This is a genomic window from Legionella sp. MW5194 (genome assembly GCF_016864235.1).
In the GTDB taxonomy this organism is placed as follows: domain Bacteria; phylum Pseudomonadota; class Gammaproteobacteria; order Legionellales; family Legionellaceae; genus Legionella_C.
The window spans coordinates 1,337,215-1,353,272 of the sequence record NZ_CP045732.1 but is presented as its reverse complement, the minus strand read 5'-3'; the positions used below and the strand labels follow the sequence as shown (position 1 = coordinate 1,353,272).

The window sequence follows — 16,058 nt, the reverse complement described above, 5'->3', positions numbered from 1 at the left end:
AAACCATGAAACGAATACTATGCCTCACCTTAATGATAATAAGCCTGCAATGTTCAGCGAATAACCCTGATTTGAATGAAACACTGGTACGCATTATTAATCAGATTAACGCCATCATGCCTTTGCTTGATGAAGCGCAAACACAGATAACACCTAACGCTCGTATCCAATTTCAAATCGAAGGATTTGAAGATCTGCAAGGACAACATCACGCAGGATTGAGAGAGGACTTGCTAAACATCCGCAACGGGCTGATTGACTATATCAACCAGCCCATCATTGCCCCTCGAAAAATTAAACCATTAGAAATGGATTTTGTGAGGAAACCCTAATGAGTAAAGACGAAATAGCGAGAATGTTTGCTTCAACATTCAAACAAGCCAGCAACAACATCTCAGCCCAAGTCTTTTCCAGCAGTATCCGTTTTATTGCCATAAGCCTGGTGATTTTAGCGGTGATGTGGTGCGTCAACCACATGATGGGAGCCGAGGAAAAACAGCAACAAGGATACTTGCTGAACTTCGGCTCTCGAATGGTCAGGCTTGTCATTGGCCTGATGATTTTCATTTTAGTGTTATTCGTTAAGGAGACAACATGAAAACAACGCTTCGCATGCTCTACCTGGGAGCTGTCAATCTTTTTTACGCCCCTGTGTTATTGGCAGATAACTGGTTCCCTAAAATTTCTGATGCGGACAACATCGGTGACGGTTCCAAAAGCATGATGTCGGTAACAGGCAATTACGTCAAACAGGGTCTTGGCTTATTGCTGTTCATCACCGCAGTCGTGACCTTTATCAAGTTCATTACCACGGTACAACACGGTATTGAAGAATCCAAAAAGAACGAAGGTTCCATGGTGGCCTTCGGTACTTTTGCCGTAATGGGGATTACCTATTTAGCCATTAGCATCGCTTCTGGTTATGTGGGTTATACCATGATTACCAAGTTCAAAATATAGGAGGTGAAATTATGAGTCAGCCTTCTTCGCGCCATCTATCACATGACTTCCCAGCCTGGAAAGGCTTAAGTCTGCGTGAATTGTTTTGGATTGTCATTACTACAACACCAGTAACCACCCTGCTTTTTATCCTTTTAGGAACAATGGCAGGGTATCCGCTGGCCGCTGGCTGCATCGGTTTTGTGATTGGATTCATCCTCTCCATTACCGTATGGCCAAAAGGAGTCGCCCGTATCAAAGCAGGCAAACCTTATGGTTATGTGATGAAGAAAACCATTCAATGGATGGTGCGATTAAGGCTCAAACACTCGCCCTGGATTCATTATCAGGGACAGTGGCAAAAGAATAAATCTGTTGGAGAGCCTCATGTTTGAATATTGGAAAAAAATCGACAACCTGCAGCATCATAACCGTTTATTACTGGCTTTTATCGGCCTGTTATCAGCCATCGTTTTAGCCTTAATCATTAACCTCATGACCATGCCCAAACGCTATGAGTTTTGGCTAAGTCCTAATATGGCGGCCAATGGCGGTTTAATGAAAGCAAGCGATATCCCTAATGAATATGTGCAAGGATTTGTGTCCTCATTAATACCAACGCTATACACCTGGTCTAATAAAGGCAAAGAAGAATTTAACCAAAATATCAAAGTTTTTCATTATTATTTTACCTCTCGTCATGAACAATTACTCAGAGAAACGCTGGGAGCTTATAAAAACGCGCAGCTCTTTGACCGCAGTCAAGTAGCCAGTCTCTATCGTTTCATGGAGCCTCAAGATATTAGAAAAATTGGTCCTGATACCTGGGAGGTAAAATTAATCCTGCGCATTACTCAAAGACTGAAAGACAACAGCGGTATGGTGATTGCCGACAAGGTAGTGGCCTATCACCTACGTGTGGTCAAACTCAATTTGTCTCGTTTACACAACCCTTTCCAACTCGCCCTCGATGGCTACACCCGTCCTGAAGAACGTTTACAAGATTTATTGGTCGATACGGAGGAATCCCATGAAACTCATTAAACACATATTATTAATAATTGGCTTTATGCTCACGCAAGTAAGCTACGCGCTGCAAAGCGAACATCTGGTTTGGGAAAAAGTCCCTTTAACGATTGAATTACCTATCAATAAAGAAAGGCTCGTTCAATTTCCCCAGGCCATTAAAATCATTGATCAACAGCTCAGTACCAACTTAGATATTCTGAAATTAAAAGGCAGTCTGTATTTAAAGGCTAAAGACACCTTCAACGATGCACGTTTGATTGTGCAACTCCTACCCGAAGGCGAAGTGGTCATACTGAATCTTAAAGCCAATGAGAAAGCCGTTAATACCACTCCTATTGAAATCCTCATTGATGATCCCAAAGTCACCCATCAATCAAGTGCAAGCCAATATGAATACAATGCTATACAGCTCACCCGTTTTGCCATTCAAGCCTTGTACTCGCCAGAGCGTGTCAGAGATATTCCAGAGGGTATTTATCGCTCGCCCATGCAAACCAATAAAACCATCCCCTTATTCTATGGAGCAAGCATTGAAGCTCACCCTCTGGCTTCATGGCGTGGCGGTAGTCTCTATGTGACTGCGGTCGATTTGAAAAACCTGCTGAATCAACCCATGAAACTGCAATTTTCAAAACTCATGGGGCATTGGCAAACCGCAAGTTTCTATCCCAAAAGTGAATTGCCTCCGCGGACTCAACATGAAAGCACAACTGTCTTTGTGGTTTCCGACCAACCCTTTGCAACAGCGCTTACTCAACATGCGAGGTACAGCCGATGAACAAAAACAAAGGCATTAAAATCTTAGCTGGATCGGTGGTTTTTGCAGTCGTCATGATTCTTATCAATAGCCGTCATAGTACGCCTATCCATGATGACACACCTAATCCCAACAATTTTCATGAAGCCATCACCAGCCAATTCAACGACAACATCCGTGATGTGTCTGCAAGACTTCTGGAAACAGAAAAGAAGCTGGAACAAATGCACAAGGAGAATAAATCGCTGCAAAAACAATTAAAGCAACCCATACAAGAAGCAAGCCATACGCTACAAGATGAATTGCAAACGCTGAAAGAAAAGCTCTCAGCACTTACCGATCATCAAACTCAATCTTATCCCATGGAAGGCACTCAAGCTCCTGTATCTGGCCAAATCAAAGATCTGGATGGATTGCTGGATAAAGCCCCTATTGAAGGAAAAATATTTGCAGACCAAGACTCATCTACTAAAGAAGAAGCTCCAACCAAAACACCCTTCTATACCATTCCGGCAGGTAGTGACTTTAGCAAAGTTACGCTTTTGTCTGCCCTAATGGGTGAAGTACCTGTTGAAGGCAAACTGATGCAGCCCTTATTTCCTTTTACCGCAATGGTCAGCCGTGGCGATTTAATGACAGCCAATGGGATGCAATTGCCGGAAGAAATCATTGGTATGAAAATCAGCGGTTATTCCATTGGCGTAGGCTCTTTCCTCGATAATATCAGCTGCGTCCGTGCTTATGTCACCTCAGCTTTATTTGTCTTTGAAGATGGACATTTCGTCAGTGCTGGTCAGGAACAAATGAAAAGCTCTGCGGAGCTGGTGAACAATGACAGCATTGGTTATCTAACTACCCAATTCGGCAATCCTTGCATTAAAGGACAATACATCACTAATGCCCCCAGAGTTTTAGCCGCTTTTATGGCTGCTGGCGGTATTCAAGGGGCAGGCAATGCTTTATCCAAGTGGCAAATGAGTTATCAAGCTGAAGGTGGTTCTGCAATTGCCACGCCTACTGGTGATTTAGCCCATTTTGCAGCTGGTGGAGCCATCAACGAGGGCAGCCAAAAAATCACCGATTGGCTTGAGAAAAGAATACAAGGCAGCTTCGATATGGTTTTTGTTCCAGCCAGCATCCGCAGCCACTCAGGCTTTATACCAAATCAATTCAGTTTTCATTTCAGTCAAACCATAGCCATTGATAAAGAACACCAAGGGAGGGTATTAGATTATGGTTACCATCAACAAAAGAACTTTGACAATGCTTTGCGCTAGTCTGGCTTTGAGCGCTTGTTCAACCGCCAATATATCGCAAAGCGCCATTCCTGAGCAGGGTTTAACTGTCAACCAGCTCTATCAGCAAAGCATGCAGCAGCCTGTACAAAAGGCTGTTATACAACAGGTACGATTTGAGGATTCAGACGAAGAATTTAAGCAGCTGCCGAATCCAGAAGTGCCTATTCATATTTTTGCGCATGTGGCTCAGCTCAGCGATGAACAAATCATCAAACCAGCCTATACCACACGCTTTTTTCTTTACAAACAAAATCAATATGCCCTGGCATCAGAACTGTATTAAGGAGGCATGATGAAACGATTATCTAACTGGTTGCTTGGGGAAATGAATCCCCAGGCTATAAAAGAACAAACCATTAAAAAGCAATACGCCAATCCTTTACCTTCTTTTGCTGACAGGCTGGCCATTGTTGATTTCAACGAACAAGAACAAGTGTTTTTATTTGCTAATGGAAAAAGTTTAGGTTCAGGGTTTGAGCTAGGTGATATTCAAGCCGAAGCAGCTTCGCCTGAATACTTGCACGCTGTCTTTAATAAAATCCGCGATACCTTTGCAACAGTAGTTCCCCTTCATGCGATAGATCCTTGGGTCATGCAAATGTTTGTTCAAGATGAATATTGCCTTGATCCCGTTATCGATCATATTAAATCCAAAATCCCACAACAACTCGTTGAAAATCCACTAACACAAGATTACTTACAACGCCTGCAAGATCTCTACAACAAAATGACCAGGCCAGAAGGCTTATTTCTCGATCCGAAAACAGGTGTGCCTTATCGTGGCCGCAGACGAAGAATCCGAGTATTGTTTTATAGGCAACTACATCAAACCACTCTACCCCGCGAGCAAATTCTTCTCGAACATCAGGAAGTAGTCAGTCAGATTGAAACCAAACTGCGTTCGCCAGGCCTCGAAATCAAACGTCTTACAGGCCAGGATTATTATCAGTGGTGGATACGCTGGTTTAATCCTAGATCAGCCGATGAGATCTTGGAGCAATATCCCTACCCTAATCCCATACCCGCAGGTTTTAATCTGGCGCAAAATATATTCTTTTCCCCGCCTGAGAGCGATGAGCAAGGATTTATTTTTGAAGGCCGAAAACAAAGAATCCTGTATGTTGATGGCTTAAAAGAAGCGCCCATTATTGGTTTAGTCTCCCGAGAAAGACAACAAGCCAATCCTAAGCACCGATATGCGCTTTTAGATACTTTGCCAGAAGGAAGCATCTACACCATTCAAGTCGTCTTTAGCCATGATGAAAATCTTGATTCCCATTTAACACGATTAGAAAAAGGAATTGTGGGAACCAGCCTAAAACCCCAAGAGGTCAGAGATGATATAAAAACAGCCCGTAATGAATTAAGTACTGGCAATCGCCTGTTCTGGGTTAATCAGGCCGTTTTTTATCAAGCCAAAGATGAGCAACAAGCTCAGGTTATAGAAAAAAACCTACATACCATTTTCAACGATGCAAAGATGCCCTTAATTCATTCCAGCTATGATATCCACCCTTTAAATTCCTGGCTCAATGCCCTGCCGTTTAATTTCGATCCCCACTATGCCCGTAAGTACTTATGCTTTGACCGCCTGATGTATGCCACGGAGCTTGCAGCTCTGCTTCCAGTCTATGGCCGAAACCAAGGCGCAAGGCATCTACCCTGCTTTCCTTTTTTCAACCGCTTAGGTGAACCTGTTTTCTTTGACTTACTTCACCATGATTTTATTAGCCAAAATTCTCATTGCGCGATTTTCGCCAACTCTGGCGGTGGTAAGTCAGTTTTAACAGGTTGGATGATTCAATCACTACTCGCCATGAAAAACGCCCGTGTGGTGCTTTTTGAAATGGGAAACTCATTTGACCGGATGCTCATTCATGCCAAAGCCCATGGCAAAAAAACCAAGCAATTATTATTGAGCAATAAGAAAGAGGAAGCCGTTCCACTAAATCCATTTTGCGAAGCATATAAAGCCATTCCGGAAATTACAGATAATTTAAGCGAGGAACAAGCAGCTTTAATGGCTCAAAAAATCATGGATCTTAAAGATCCTGCAAATTCAGAAGATTTGGCTTGTGGTGATGGTTCTCGCGCATACCTTGCAGAGCTTGCCTTGGCTTTACGTACCATGATTACGGAAGCTAATGCCCTGGAAGAAGAACAATTTACCTTGGCTGATGAAACGCTGCTTATTGAAGTATTAATTGATGCCATCCTAACTTCATTTAATAACGGCATACCACAAATGCTGACTGAGCATATTGTAAGTAGCTTTCAACGGAGGCTGGATAAAGAAACAGTTGCACGCAAGAAAGACCGGATTCTGGATATGCACGACCGATTAAACAGTTATGTCATTAACAGCGCAAAATCACGCTTCTTTAATGTGCCAACAGAGCCTTTAGGTGATTTTGATATCTTTCATATTGATATTTCTGCCATTAAAGATGATACCGGAAAACTGGCCTTGGTTATGGTGTCGTTGTTACCCAGAATATTAGCCATGGCAGAAGCCACCCAGAACGATAACAGACCAACCTTCCTCTTTATTGATGAATCGCATTTGCAATTTCAAATTCCTTCTGTTGTGACCGTATGTTTACTGGTTGCCAAAGTAGCCAGAAAACTCGGGCTTTGGCTGGTTGCGATTACCCAAAATGTCACCGACATGAATTCTGAAAAGGCTGCAAAGATTTTATCGTTAATTGAAACCTGGATTTTATTGGGGCTAGATGAAAAAGAAATCACTGATGTGAAACGCTTTAAATCCTTAACACCGCAGCAAGAAACATTAATCAGAGATATTGATTCGCAAAAAGGTTTGTATGCAGAAGCAGTTTTATTAGGGTCACGCTACCAAGGATTGTTTCGCGTCATTCCACCTCGCTACCTGCTTGCCCTCTTAATGACTGAGAAATCTGAAAAAGCACAACGCCACCTTCTGGAGAAAGAACATGATGTCCTGGTCGCCGCTGAAATCATGGCTAAAAAGCTCGAACAACCCAAAACAACTACTAATAACAGGGCTTATTTTTATGACTAATACTGCCTTTGCTTTAGAAAGCACAAGCCCGCCTCATCCTGTGAATACCTTCATAATCGCCACACGGGTTTTGCAAAAGCTGTTTCATAACAGCCATTACAAAGTCATTGGCTCTTGCACTTGGACGGTGGGACGTTTACCGCCAAGACTTGAAGTCACCCCTGCGATTGAACAGTTTTTGCCAGATTTGGTGATTACCGTCAGCAATAAACCAGAAGAGAATCCCTGGCTTGAAGCACGAACGCTTTACGAAAATAAGGCAGCAAGAACAATATATCAACATGCCTATAAAACTGCGACTGGTTCTGAATTAGGGTTTGGCAATGACAGCGGTCAAACCACCGATCTGCATATCAATGATGAACGCACCCGAATTGTTGATGTAATTGGCAGCCCTGCTGCGTTTTACCGTATCCCCTATCTATCACACAAACCAGAAACTGGTTTTGGAGTCCCTTATTATCTTGCAGAAGCTGATGCGGTCATGGATAGAACGGAAGCCGCTGAATTATTGTATATGGGAACTCATCCACACCTATTAATTAACCATGACATTGGCACATTCACCCAAAATTGGGGCTCTGAAATTCCAAGATTAATGCGAGTGACTCAACCCTATAACTATAGAGCTTCAGTTGTTGGAGCCATGCACGCTGTAGATATTGTCACTAATAAAAATCCCCTTCATGTCACCAAATCAACCCGTAATTCCTGTGGGAAAAACTGTGTAGTTGCTAATGCTATTTATGATCCGAGAAAAACCAAAGTCATATGGCAGGAAATCTACCCCATTAATCGAAATATTCACCCAGGAGATGCGCAGGATTTTGGTATAGAAGATGACAAAGCGGGTAATGGTAATTATGTATTTGTCCTCTGGCGTAAATACCGCGGCTGTATTCAGCACGAAGGCAAACTCGTGAACTTTTTAACCTTTCCCAAAGTAGAACAACCTCAAAAACGATAGGACGATGCCATGAAAAAATCACTACTGCTTATCTTACTAATACCTTCACTGATCCATGCTGGCAGCTTTATGCCCAGCCAATCTGATTACTATTACGAATTAGGAGGAACATCCAATTTATTTATTCCACCAGTCAATAAAGATCAAACACTGGTTATTGGTGCAGATATAGATGGCCGTATGGGCTTTTCCTGTAGTGGTTTTAATCCTGTGGTATCCATTACCAATACTTTTCAGGATTTAAAGAAATCAGCATTAAATATCCCTGGCGGCGTAATTGATAATTTAAAAGGTTCTGTTGCGGGATTTCCTCTTTATAAGCTACAGCAGTCCATGCCTGCTTTATACAATGTTCTACAAAATGCTGCATCTAGCGCGCAAAATGAATTTTCACTCAAAGTTAAAGATTGTCAGGAAGTTAAACAAGCACTGGAACAAAACCAATCTCCTATGGAAGGCATGTTATCAGTCTCGGATAGTCAGGGATGGCTCGATGCTGCTAAACGGGCTAAGAAGGAAAACGTCGATGTGACCGAAACGTCAAAAAGTATTGCTCAAAAAAGAGATGAATACGGTCTACCCTGGATAGGCAGTGATAAAGGCAATGCTGGCGGTAAATTCCAACGCCCCATTAAGGTGATTAATGATGTAGTCATTGCTGGGTACAACATTCTTTTGGAGAGAAAACCTTTAAACTCCTTGGAGAAACCAAGTACTAAAATCCCTATGACTCTAAGCTGGCCAACGCCCACTGATGCTGCCAATTGGGCAGTTAAGGTTTTGGGTGATATTCAAGTCAGCAGCAGTGAAAACAAGCAAAATCACGATGCTAAAGCAGGGATAGGCTTATCAGCTTTATTGCAAAGTTGTGCGAATGCTAATACCTGTAGTCAGAACATTGCCAAAGCCCTATGGAATTTAGTCAATGGTACATGGACATTGACTGAAGAAAATCTGCATAAAGTCAGTGCCTCCAATTTGCTAATTACTGATGAAGTCATTATCACAATTCAACATTTACCCCGTGAAGAACAGATGCTCACAGTCTCGAAATTAGCTGAGGAAATTGCTGTCCAAAACATGTTGGATAAAGCCTTAATGATGCGTCGTATTTTACAGGCTGGATTGCAAGTGCAAGAAGTTCAGAATTTAAAACCTGCTATGAACATGGTCTTGTTTGCCCTGAAAAAACTGGATGATGACATACACTCTTTGTCCTTTGAAAACGATGTCCGCAAAAAAATGATGAATGAGACTTTAGGAACCATCATGGACATTCGCCACCAAGCACAAAACCAAAATATCCCAGGCCAGGATCATGAACAGCCAGCAGTAAAAAATGGATCAATCTACGTCAAAGAAAATAAAGGAGCTTAATCATGATCGTCTTTAATCCTTTATCCCTCTACACCACCTATTTAGGCTGGCAACAATATGAGATTCTATTTAACGCCCTGTGGCAAACAGGGCTGTTATATCTTGGTTTTTTGGCCATTGGTCATCGCTTTCTTAAAAATGTGCTCAATCCAGCCGGTGCTTTCTATGCGGTGGAACATGCTTTAAATAATTTCCTTTATGAATTGGCAGTCACTTTCCTAATATGCAGCTTATTTGTCTATCCTTGCGTACCATTGGAAACCAAAGCCTTACAATTTAAACCCTTATGTGGACTGAAGAACCCAACAACCGCGGTCATTGGCGACAGCGGCACAACTTATGATGAAGCCTTTGCGGATCTACTGACTAACCAGGTCAAAATTCCTATAGGCTTTGCCATCATCCAGAATTTTATGTCGAGCTTTACCTACAGTCTTATGAAGGTGACGGGTTGCACCGATAGTTTGCAATCCATTCAAGGCGATCTGGTATCAACCTATCTACCCCAGAGCATTCGCAAACAGGCATTGGATTTTCATAAACAATGTTTTATTGAAGCTAGAACGCAATTCAACAGTGAAAAGCATGAAGCCAGTGAATTAGATCCCATGCTCAAACGCTATGGCGGTGAAGATGATTTAAACTGGATGGGTTCTAAAATCCTGCAAAAGATGTATTACACTAAACTTCATGCTCGCCAACCCGTGCCAGGCTTTACCTTTCATCAAGCTCCTAATCGCAATCTTGAAAAAGCGGCTAATCGTGGCGATATCCCAACCGAACAACTGCCAGAAGATGGTTATCCCAGCTGTCAGCAATGGTGGAATAAAATCAAAACTGACCTGGTTGAAGTCTCTAATCAGGCTAGTGTTTTTAATAAACATCTAAACTACTATGCCATGCTGGATAGGGTTCGTCAGTATAAAGTGAAACACCCCAAGGCCTGGAAAGCGGACATCAGCGCAGAAGATTTTATTGCCAAGATGCTCTTGCAAGAAAGCAAAGACATGCAGACAAGTTCAATGCAAAATCTCATGGACAATAACAATGGAAAGGTCGCATCTGCCATTACCCATAGCCTGGTCAATGTCGGACAATGGACAAAATCCTGGACATCCACCCCATTAAAAAGAGAAGCAATCATGCAAACCCTGCCTGTGATGCAAGCGTTTTTTATGTTCTTTTTAATCATTCTCACCCCAATGGTTTTGTCTTTAAGCTGCTATAGCTCCAGGGCATTAGGCAGTTTGTGCGCCTTATTTGTCATGGCTATTTTTCTTCAATATCTATGGCATCTGGTTGGATTTCTTGAACGCTCCGTGCTTGACCCATTAGGTGAAAACGATGCGATTTCTGCCATGAAGAATATGGCTGTAATGTTTTACTTTGTCGCGCCTGTTTTATTGCTGAGGTTATCAAGCCATTTTGGCGGTGACGCGGGGGCTGGTCTTATGGATTTGGTTAATGGTGCGGATAGGAATAGTGAAAGCATGGCTCAATCCGGTATGCATGTAGCCAAGACAGGAATAAAAATTATTTCAAAAGGAATTCGATGAACATGTTAAAGCACATCCTTACGTTCAAAGGCTTCATTATATTCACGAATAGTGATCAAGCCATTCTCAAGTTTATCTTGAGCCTCATAAACAGACATATAGCGTTTGGCAGGTTTATCCTCTGCCACTCCAAAAATGGCATCAAGAACAACGGCCAACAACCGAAATACCTTTCTCATTTGGAGTTATCCCTATGATTAAACATTATATCCGTTCATCCATTATAGTATTAATTCAAACCGTTTTACCAATCATTGCCTTATTAGCGATTGCGCCCTGGTTCATTAATAGCAATCTACTGACTCGCTGGCAAAGCACCTTCACTACCATCCAGCCATTATTTCTTGCTCTGCATGGAGTGCTCTATTTAGCCCTTATCCTGTTATGGCCAAAGCTAATTTCACACCTACAGAATCAACACCAACTTACCGCAGAGCAACTGAGAACCGCCCTAAATGCTCGCTGGTATCTGCTGGCTATTTTTGTATTCATTGATGCTTTGATGATTGGGAGTCGACTATGAGCAATTACCCCATTAATAACCTATTAAGAGAACCAACAGAAGCCTGGTCAGCCATTACCTGTTTATCTCTCTCCTTGCTGGCATATACCCAACCGCATTTGTTTTTACTAACACAAACCATGGGATTATATGCTGCTCTCGTATTATTAATCCCTGGAACTTATAGAGCCTGGCAAGCAATTAAAGTAAGACGCTATCACCGAAGATTATTAGCCATGCCCACCTATGCCCTATCGACCACAGAAATACCCTTATCGAAAAACTGGTTGTTCCTGGGTAAGGGGTTTCGCTGGCGACCAAGCCACACTCAAAAACTACATCAAATTAAACAAGTTAAAAATGAAAAGTTCATGCAGCGAAGCCATTGCTACCAGCTGGCCAGAAGATTCTGCCAAAACCATGAACATACAAAGCTAGCCAAATGGTTGAATACCAATTCGAAACTAAACCCTTTTAGACCTGATCCACCTGTTGGTGGTAGTCCATTCTTGCATGGTGTAGGTGAAGAAGATAAGCCCGTATACATACCTCAAGATGTACGAGTAGGCCATACTTTCGTTGTTGGTACAACCCGAGTGGGAAAAACCCGTTTAGCCAGCATTTTGATTAACCAAGATATCCGCAACGGTGATGCTGTCATTGTTGTAGACCCCAAAGGTGATCAAGATCTGGTTAGAGACATGATGGCAGCCTGTAAAGTATCAGGACGGACAGAAGACTTCAAAACCGTACACTTAGGCTTTCCAGAACACTCTGCACAATACAACCCTTTAAAGAATTTCGACCAAATCAGCGAAGTTGCCACACGCATCACCGATGCAATATCCGCAGAGGGAGAAGGAAAACAGTTCGCAGCCTTTGCATGGAAATACGTCAATATCGTTGCTATATGCTTAGAGGAAATGAATCAATCAATCACCTACCAAACAATAGCCTTCTATATCAGCCGATTAGAACAGCTGTTAATGTCCTATGCTGATAACATTCTTCCTAACCATTACCCTAATTATCATCAAGTGACGTGGTCTAATAGAAGCGACCAACCCAGTTAAGGGATATAATGCTCTTAATTGGAGGAAAAAATGTCAACACGAGTAAAATATTCAAAAGAATTTAAGTTGGATGCTGTTAGTCTTGTTTTGGAACAAGGTTATGAACGCAAAACAGCAGCAGAAAGCCTTGGAGTCAAGTACGAGCTGCTATGCCGTTGGGTAAAAGAGGCTGTGCAAGAGGAGGGTCAAGCGTTCCGAGGCCTGGGTAAACTTACAGAAGAACAGGTAGAGATACGCCGCTTAAGGGAAGAAGTCAAACGGCTGAAGATGGAAAAAGAAATATTAAAAAAAGCGGCGGTCTTCTTTGCTCAAGAAACGAAGTGAAATATGCGTTTATAGCCCGACATAAGAAGACCTGGCCTATCGACCTGATGTGTCGATTACTGGGCGTGAAGCGCAATGGGTACTACGGTTACTCCAAACGGCAAAGTCACCCAGATAACCCAGAGCGCACTGAATTAATGGATTGGATTAAAAAGGTTTCCGAGTCCTCTCAGCAGACTTACGGAAGTCGTCGTATGAGGAAGGCTCTGAATGCATTGGGCTATCCTATTGGTCGGAATAAGACGCGCAGACTGATGAAAGAGGCTGGTGTGTGGGTTCGTTATCGAAAGAAATACAAGGTAACTACTAACAGCAAACACAAAAAGCCTTTATTTAATAACGAGCTAAATCGCCAGTTTACCGTTGACTCACCTAATCGAGCATATGTATCAGACATCACTTATGTTTGGACGCAGGAAGGCTGGCTTTATTTGGCAGTGGTTTTAGATTTGTATTCACGAAAAGTAGTGGGCTGGAGTATGAGCTCTCGAATGAAAGCTGATTTAGTCTGCGACGCACTAAAGATGGCAATTTGGCAGCGAAAACCAGAGCTAGGGCTTATTGTTCATTCCGATCGAGGAGTTCAGTATGCCAGTAAACCATACATACAGCTTTTGGCTCAGCATGGTTGTAAGGGGAGCATGAGTCGTAAAGGAGATTGTTGGGATAATGCAGTGGCTGAAAGTTTTTTTGGTTCACTGAAGCAAGAACTGGTGCAGTGGAAAAACTACCAGACTCGTTATGAAGCACAGCAAGATATCTTGGATTATATTGCTATGTTTTATAATAGCAGGCGGCTTCATTCGTTTTTGGGATATGTGTCTCCAAATCAATATGAGCAACAGAGGGAAATGAATTTGAAAAAAGTAGCTTAACTGGGTTGTATCGTTTTACTTGACCACGTCAAAGAGATAGATGAAATCATCGAAGAACATGATAGTAAAATAGGAAAAAATAATAAAACTAAATCCCCAATGGAACGCCACCAGGCGGTCATTCAGTATGTCAAAGACCATATCAACAAAACTATCAAAAGCAACAATGCTGAAGCCCTACACGACCAAATCTTAATAGATCTCTACGATGCTGCTATTATGGATAAACATTATTACGACAAAATCACAGCCAGTGTTGGTCCTGTACTGTCTGAAATCAATAAGAGTAATGCCTCAAAAATCTTATCGTCAAAAGTTAAGCCAAATGAAATTGAGCTGATGGATGTAATTAAAAATAAGAAAGTGCTTTATATCGGCTTAGATAGCCTAACCAATCCCAATATTGCCCAAGCAGTAGGAAAAGCCTTTTTGTCTGATCTGGTTTCCACAGCAGGTAAAATCTACAAAGAACCTAACCCGCGGTACACTTTAAATCTACACTGCGATGAGTTGTCAGAAATTATCCAGGACTCTTTTGTGAAGATTCTAAATAAAGCTGGTGGTGCCGGCTTTCGGGTAACTGCCTATGCTCAAACTATACAAGATATGGAAGTTGCTCTTGGTTCCAGGGCTAAGGCGGAGGTATCTGAGGGGAATTTTAATACCCTGATTATGTTGCGTGTTAAAAATGAAGAAACAGCCAATTTGCTGGTTAAAGTGCTGCCTCAAGTTGGCGTTGTTGGACATACCCAGGTCTCTATGGTGAATGATACGCCACATGGAGACGATGGGGTTTATTTTAATACGACTAATGAGGATCGGGTTCAAACTTCTTCTGTGCCAATGATTGGAGTGGACGATATCATTTCTTTGCCCAAAGGACAGGCATTTGCACTTCTTAATGGTGGAGAAGTTTATAAAATAAGAATGCCCATAAATCACTCAAAATAATACTTGGGATCTGTAAATAATTTTGTGTAATTAGTCATAGCATATAATCTGTCGGCACTGGATAGTGCTGACAAATATGATGAGAACAACTATGACTGAAGATATAGATGAATTGGCAAAAGAGATAGCCAGAAATTGCAAAACACCTGAAGATTTCACCGAGTTTTTCAAACAATTAAAAAGACGAGGATTGGAAGCTGCTCTAGCCGGCGAGCTTACTGCACATCTGGGCTATGAAAAGCATGATAAAGGTGAATCACGCAAAGATAATTCTCGAAACGGTTATAGCAAAAAGAAAATTCATGTCAGTGAAGGTGAAATGGAAATTGCCGTACCTCGGGACCGCGCGGGCTCGTTCGAGCCGCAACTCATCCCCAAGCATGCCACTCGCTTTGACGGTCTTGATGAGAAAATTATTTCCTTTTATTCTCGTGGATTAAGCACCCGTGATATCCAGTCAGAGCTGGAAGAAATTTATGGGACTACCATTTCCCCAACGTTAATTTCCAATGTTACTGATGCTGTTTTGGCTGATGTGCGAGCCTGGCAATCAAGGCCTCTGGATAGCTGCTTTCCCATTGTTTATCTGGATTGTCTGGTGGTCAAGGTAAAGACGGATAAAGGCATTACTAATAAAGCGGTGTATTTGGCACTGGGCGTAAATACCGGAGGGCAAAAAGAGTTACTTGGCATGTGGATTAGCCAAAATGAGGGCGCAAAATTCTGGCTTAATGTGCTGACTGATTTAAAAAACAGAGGTCTGGATGAGATATTTATTGCCTGTGTTGACGGCTTGACTGGTTTCCCGGAAGCCATCGAAACGGTCTACCCTTACGCCAAAGTTCAGCTTTGTATTGTCCATAAAATCCGCCAATCCCTGTCTTATGTGAGCTGGAAAGACCGCAAAATACTTGCCGCTGATTTAAAAAGCATCTACAGTGCAAATACGCTCATTGAGGCTGAAATGGCACTGGATGCTTTCTCTGCCAAATGGGATGACCAGTATCCGTCTATCAGCATCTCCTGGCGCAGGGATTGGGAACGGGTCATTCCTTTGTTTGATTATCCGGCGGATATTCGACGGGCGATTTATACCACCAATGCGATTGAGTCATTGAATATGACCTTACGGAAAGTAATAAAAAACAAACGCATGTTTCCTTCTGATGAAGCCGTTTTTAAATTGCTCTATTTGGCAATTGAACGAATTTCTCAAAAGTGGACCATGCCGATTCATAACTGGAAACCAGCTATGAATCGCTTCATGATCGAATTCGGCGATAGAGTTAACCGATAACAGGACGGCTAGTTACACAGAATTCCGGACAGACTCAATACTTGTTTGTGGACAATTTTTAGTTACTTGT

General features: G+C 42.2%; 16 protein-coding genes and 2 pseudogenes. 17 read left to right on the top strand and 1 reads right to left on the bottom strand.

Translation table 11 applies throughout. The annotated features are described in order from the left end of the window. The first annotated feature begins 5 nt into the window (after positions 1-5). From GH742_RS06395 to GH742_RS06340, 12 genes are read left to right on the top strand one after another with little or no spacing between them, the layout of a single operon-like run. On the top strand, positions 6-332 hold the full coding sequence (locus GH742_RS06395) for an RAQPRD family integrative conjugative element protein (protein ID WP_203456600.1): 327 nt from the start codon (positions 6-8) through the stop codon (positions 330-332). After that, entirely contained in the window at positions 332-598 is a 267-nt protein-coding gene (locus GH742_RS06390; protein WP_010946731.1) for a hypothetical protein, read from the top strand. Before GH742_RS06395 ends, GH742_RS06390 begins: the two co-directional genes overlap by 1 nt. Further along, positions 595-960 carry a hypothetical protein gene (locus tag GH742_RS06385; RefSeq protein ID WP_127057240.1) on the top strand — a complete coding sequence of 122 codons (366 nt, stop codon included), beginning with the start codon at positions 595-597 and terminating at the stop codon, positions 958-960. The genes GH742_RS06390 and GH742_RS06385 overlap by 4 nt, the downstream gene beginning before the upstream one ends. Positions 961-971: 11 nt before the next feature. Next, positions 972-1,334 carry a TIGR03750 family conjugal transfer protein gene (locus GH742_RS06380; protein ID WP_010946729.1) on the top strand — a complete coding sequence of 121 codons (363 nt, stop codon included), beginning with the start codon at positions 972-974 and terminating at the stop codon, positions 1,332-1,334. Beyond that, a complete protein-coding gene (locus tag GH742_RS06375) occupies positions 1,327-1,983 on the top strand; it encodes a TIGR03746 family integrating conjugative element protein (RefSeq protein ID WP_203456599.1) in 657 nt (218 codons plus the stop codon). The genes GH742_RS06380 and GH742_RS06375 overlap by 8 nt, the downstream gene beginning before the upstream one ends. Then, the gene (locus GH742_RS06370) at positions 1,970-2,746 is read left to right on the top strand and encodes a TIGR03749 family integrating conjugative element protein (protein ID WP_203456598.1); all 777 of its coding nucleotides are present in this window, start codon (positions 1,970-1,972) and stop codon (positions 2,744-2,746) included. The genes GH742_RS06375 and GH742_RS06370 overlap by 14 nt, the downstream gene beginning before the upstream one ends. Next, a complete protein-coding gene (locus GH742_RS06365; protein WP_203456597.1) occupies positions 2,743-4,002 on the top strand; it encodes a TIGR03752 family integrating conjugative element protein in 1,260 nt (419 codons plus the stop codon). The genes GH742_RS06370 and GH742_RS06365 overlap by 4 nt, the downstream gene beginning before the upstream one ends. Then, positions 3,959-4,306 carry a TIGR03751 family conjugal transfer lipoprotein gene (locus tag GH742_RS06360; RefSeq protein WP_203456596.1) on the top strand — a complete coding sequence of 116 codons (348 nt, stop codon included), beginning with the start codon at positions 3,959-3,961 and terminating at the stop codon, positions 4,304-4,306. Before GH742_RS06365 ends, GH742_RS06360 begins: the two co-directional genes overlap by 44 nt. Before the next feature lie 9 nt (positions 4,307-4,315). Beyond that, on the top strand, positions 4,316-7,066 hold the full coding sequence (locus GH742_RS06355; RefSeq protein ID WP_203456873.1) for a conjugative transfer ATPase: 2,751 nt from the start codon (positions 4,316-4,318) through the stop codon (positions 7,064-7,066). Continuing rightward, positions 7,059-8,033, top strand: a complete 975-nt coding sequence (locus tag GH742_RS06350) for a TIGR03756 family integrating conjugative element protein (protein ID WP_203456595.1) — start codon at positions 7,059-7,061, stop codon at positions 8,031-8,033. The genes GH742_RS06355 and GH742_RS06350 overlap by 8 nt, the downstream gene beginning before the upstream one ends. Positions 8,034-8,042: 9 nt before the next feature. Continuing rightward, positions 8,043-9,410 (top strand): integrating conjugative element protein, encoded by a 1,368-nt coding sequence (locus GH742_RS06345; RefSeq protein WP_203456594.1) that lies wholly within the window; start codon positions 8,043-8,045, stop codon positions 9,408-9,410. Positions 9,411-9,412: 2 nt separating this feature from the next. Next, positions 9,413-10,966, top strand: coding sequence for a conjugal transfer protein TraG N-terminal domain-containing protein (locus tag GH742_RS06340; protein WP_203456593.1), 1,554 nt, complete (start codon positions 9,413-9,415; stop codon positions 10,964-10,966). A 5-nt stretch (positions 10,967-10,971) separates the two neighbouring features. Here GH742_RS06340 and GH742_RS06335 read toward each other — a convergent pair whose 3' ends face one another. Further along, on the bottom strand, positions 10,972-11,145 hold the full coding sequence (locus tag GH742_RS06335; RefSeq protein WP_203456592.1) for a hypothetical protein: 174 nt from the start codon (positions 11,143-11,145) through the stop codon (positions 10,972-10,974). Positions 11,146-11,159: 14 nt separating this feature from the next. On the opposite strand from GH742_RS06335, the gene GH742_RS06330 reads away from it, so the two are divergent. The 5 genes and pseudogenes from GH742_RS06330 (at position 11,160) to GH742_RS06310 (ending at position 15,988) form a co-directional block, all read left to right on the top strand. Next, entirely contained in the window at positions 11,160-11,489 is a 330-nt protein-coding gene (locus GH742_RS06330; protein ID WP_203456591.1) for a hypothetical protein, read from the top strand. Further along, a pseudogene (traD, locus tag GH742_RS06325) lies at positions 11,486-12,505 on the top strand (conjugative transfer system coupling protein TraD); the annotation flags it as partial. The gene GH742_RS06330 and the pseudogene traD, both read left to right, overlap by 4 nt. Before the next feature lie 66 nt (positions 12,506-12,571). Further along, positions 12,572-13,740 (top strand): IS3 family transposase gene (locus tag GH742_RS06320; RefSeq protein ID WP_151293563.1). Its coding sequence is split into 2 segments (ribosomal slippage): positions 12,572-12,836 and positions 12,836-13,740, totalling 1,170 coding nucleotides; the frame shifts between segments, so codons are not numbered across the junction. A 30-nt stretch (positions 13,741-13,770) separates the two neighbouring features. Then, a pseudogene (locus GH742_RS06315) lies at positions 13,771-14,691 on the top strand (TraM recognition domain-containing protein); the annotation flags it as partial. 79 nt (positions 14,692-14,770) lie between these two features. Then, positions 14,771-15,988: an IS256 family transposase gene (locus GH742_RS06310; RefSeq protein ID WP_370569547.1), complete on the top strand. Its 1,218-nt coding sequence runs from the start codon at positions 14,771-14,773 to the stop codon at positions 15,986-15,988. The last annotated feature ends 70 nt before the right edge of the window (positions 15,989-16,058 follow it).

Coding starts and splice junctions, on each gene's coding strand:
- GH742_RS06395 (WP_203456600.1), top strand. CDS start 6: ATGAAACGAATACTATGCCTCACCTTAATGATAATAAGCCTGCAATGT.
- GH742_RS06390 (WP_010946731.1), top strand. CDS start 332: ATGAGTAAAGACGAAATAGCGAGAATGTTTGCTTCAACATTCAAACAA.
- GH742_RS06385 (WP_127057240.1), top strand. CDS start 595: ATGAAAACAACGCTTCGCATGCTCTACCTGGGAGCTGTCAATCTTTTT.
- GH742_RS06380 (WP_010946729.1), top strand. CDS start 972: ATGAGTCAGCCTTCTTCGCGCCATCTATCACATGACTTCCCAGCCTGG.
- GH742_RS06375 (WP_203456599.1), top strand. CDS start 1,327: ATGTTTGAATATTGGAAAAAAATCGACAACCTGCAGCATCATAACCGT.
- GH742_RS06370 (WP_203456598.1), top strand. CDS start 1,970: ATGAAACTCATTAAACACATATTATTAATAATTGGCTTTATGCTCACG.
- GH742_RS06365 (WP_203456597.1), top strand. CDS start 2,743: ATGAACAAAAACAAAGGCATTAAAATCTTAGCTGGATCGGTGGTTTTT.
- GH742_RS06360 (WP_203456596.1), top strand. CDS start 3,959: ATGGTTACCATCAACAAAAGAACTTTGACAATGCTTTGCGCTAGTCTG.
- GH742_RS06355 (WP_203456873.1), top strand. CDS start 4,316: ATGAAACGATTATCTAACTGGTTGCTTGGGGAAATGAATCCCCAGGCT.
- GH742_RS06350 (WP_203456595.1), top strand. CDS start 7,059: ATGACTAATACTGCCTTTGCTTTAGAAAGCACAAGCCCGCCTCATCCT.
- GH742_RS06345 (WP_203456594.1), top strand. CDS start 8,043: ATGAAAAAATCACTACTGCTTATCTTACTAATACCTTCACTGATCCAT.
- GH742_RS06340 (WP_203456593.1), top strand. CDS start 9,413: ATGATCGTCTTTAATCCTTTATCCCTCTACACCACCTATTTAGGCTGG.
- GH742_RS06335 (WP_203456592.1), bottom strand. CDS start 11,145: ATGAGAAAGGTATTTCGGTTGTTGGCCGTTGTTCTTGATGCCATTTTT.
- GH742_RS06330 (WP_203456591.1), top strand. CDS start 11,160: ATGATTAAACATTATATCCGTTCATCCATTATAGTATTAATTCAAACC.
- GH742_RS06310 (WP_370569547.1), top strand. CDS start 14,771: ATGAGAACAACTATGACTGAAGATATAGATGAATTGGCAAAAGAGATA.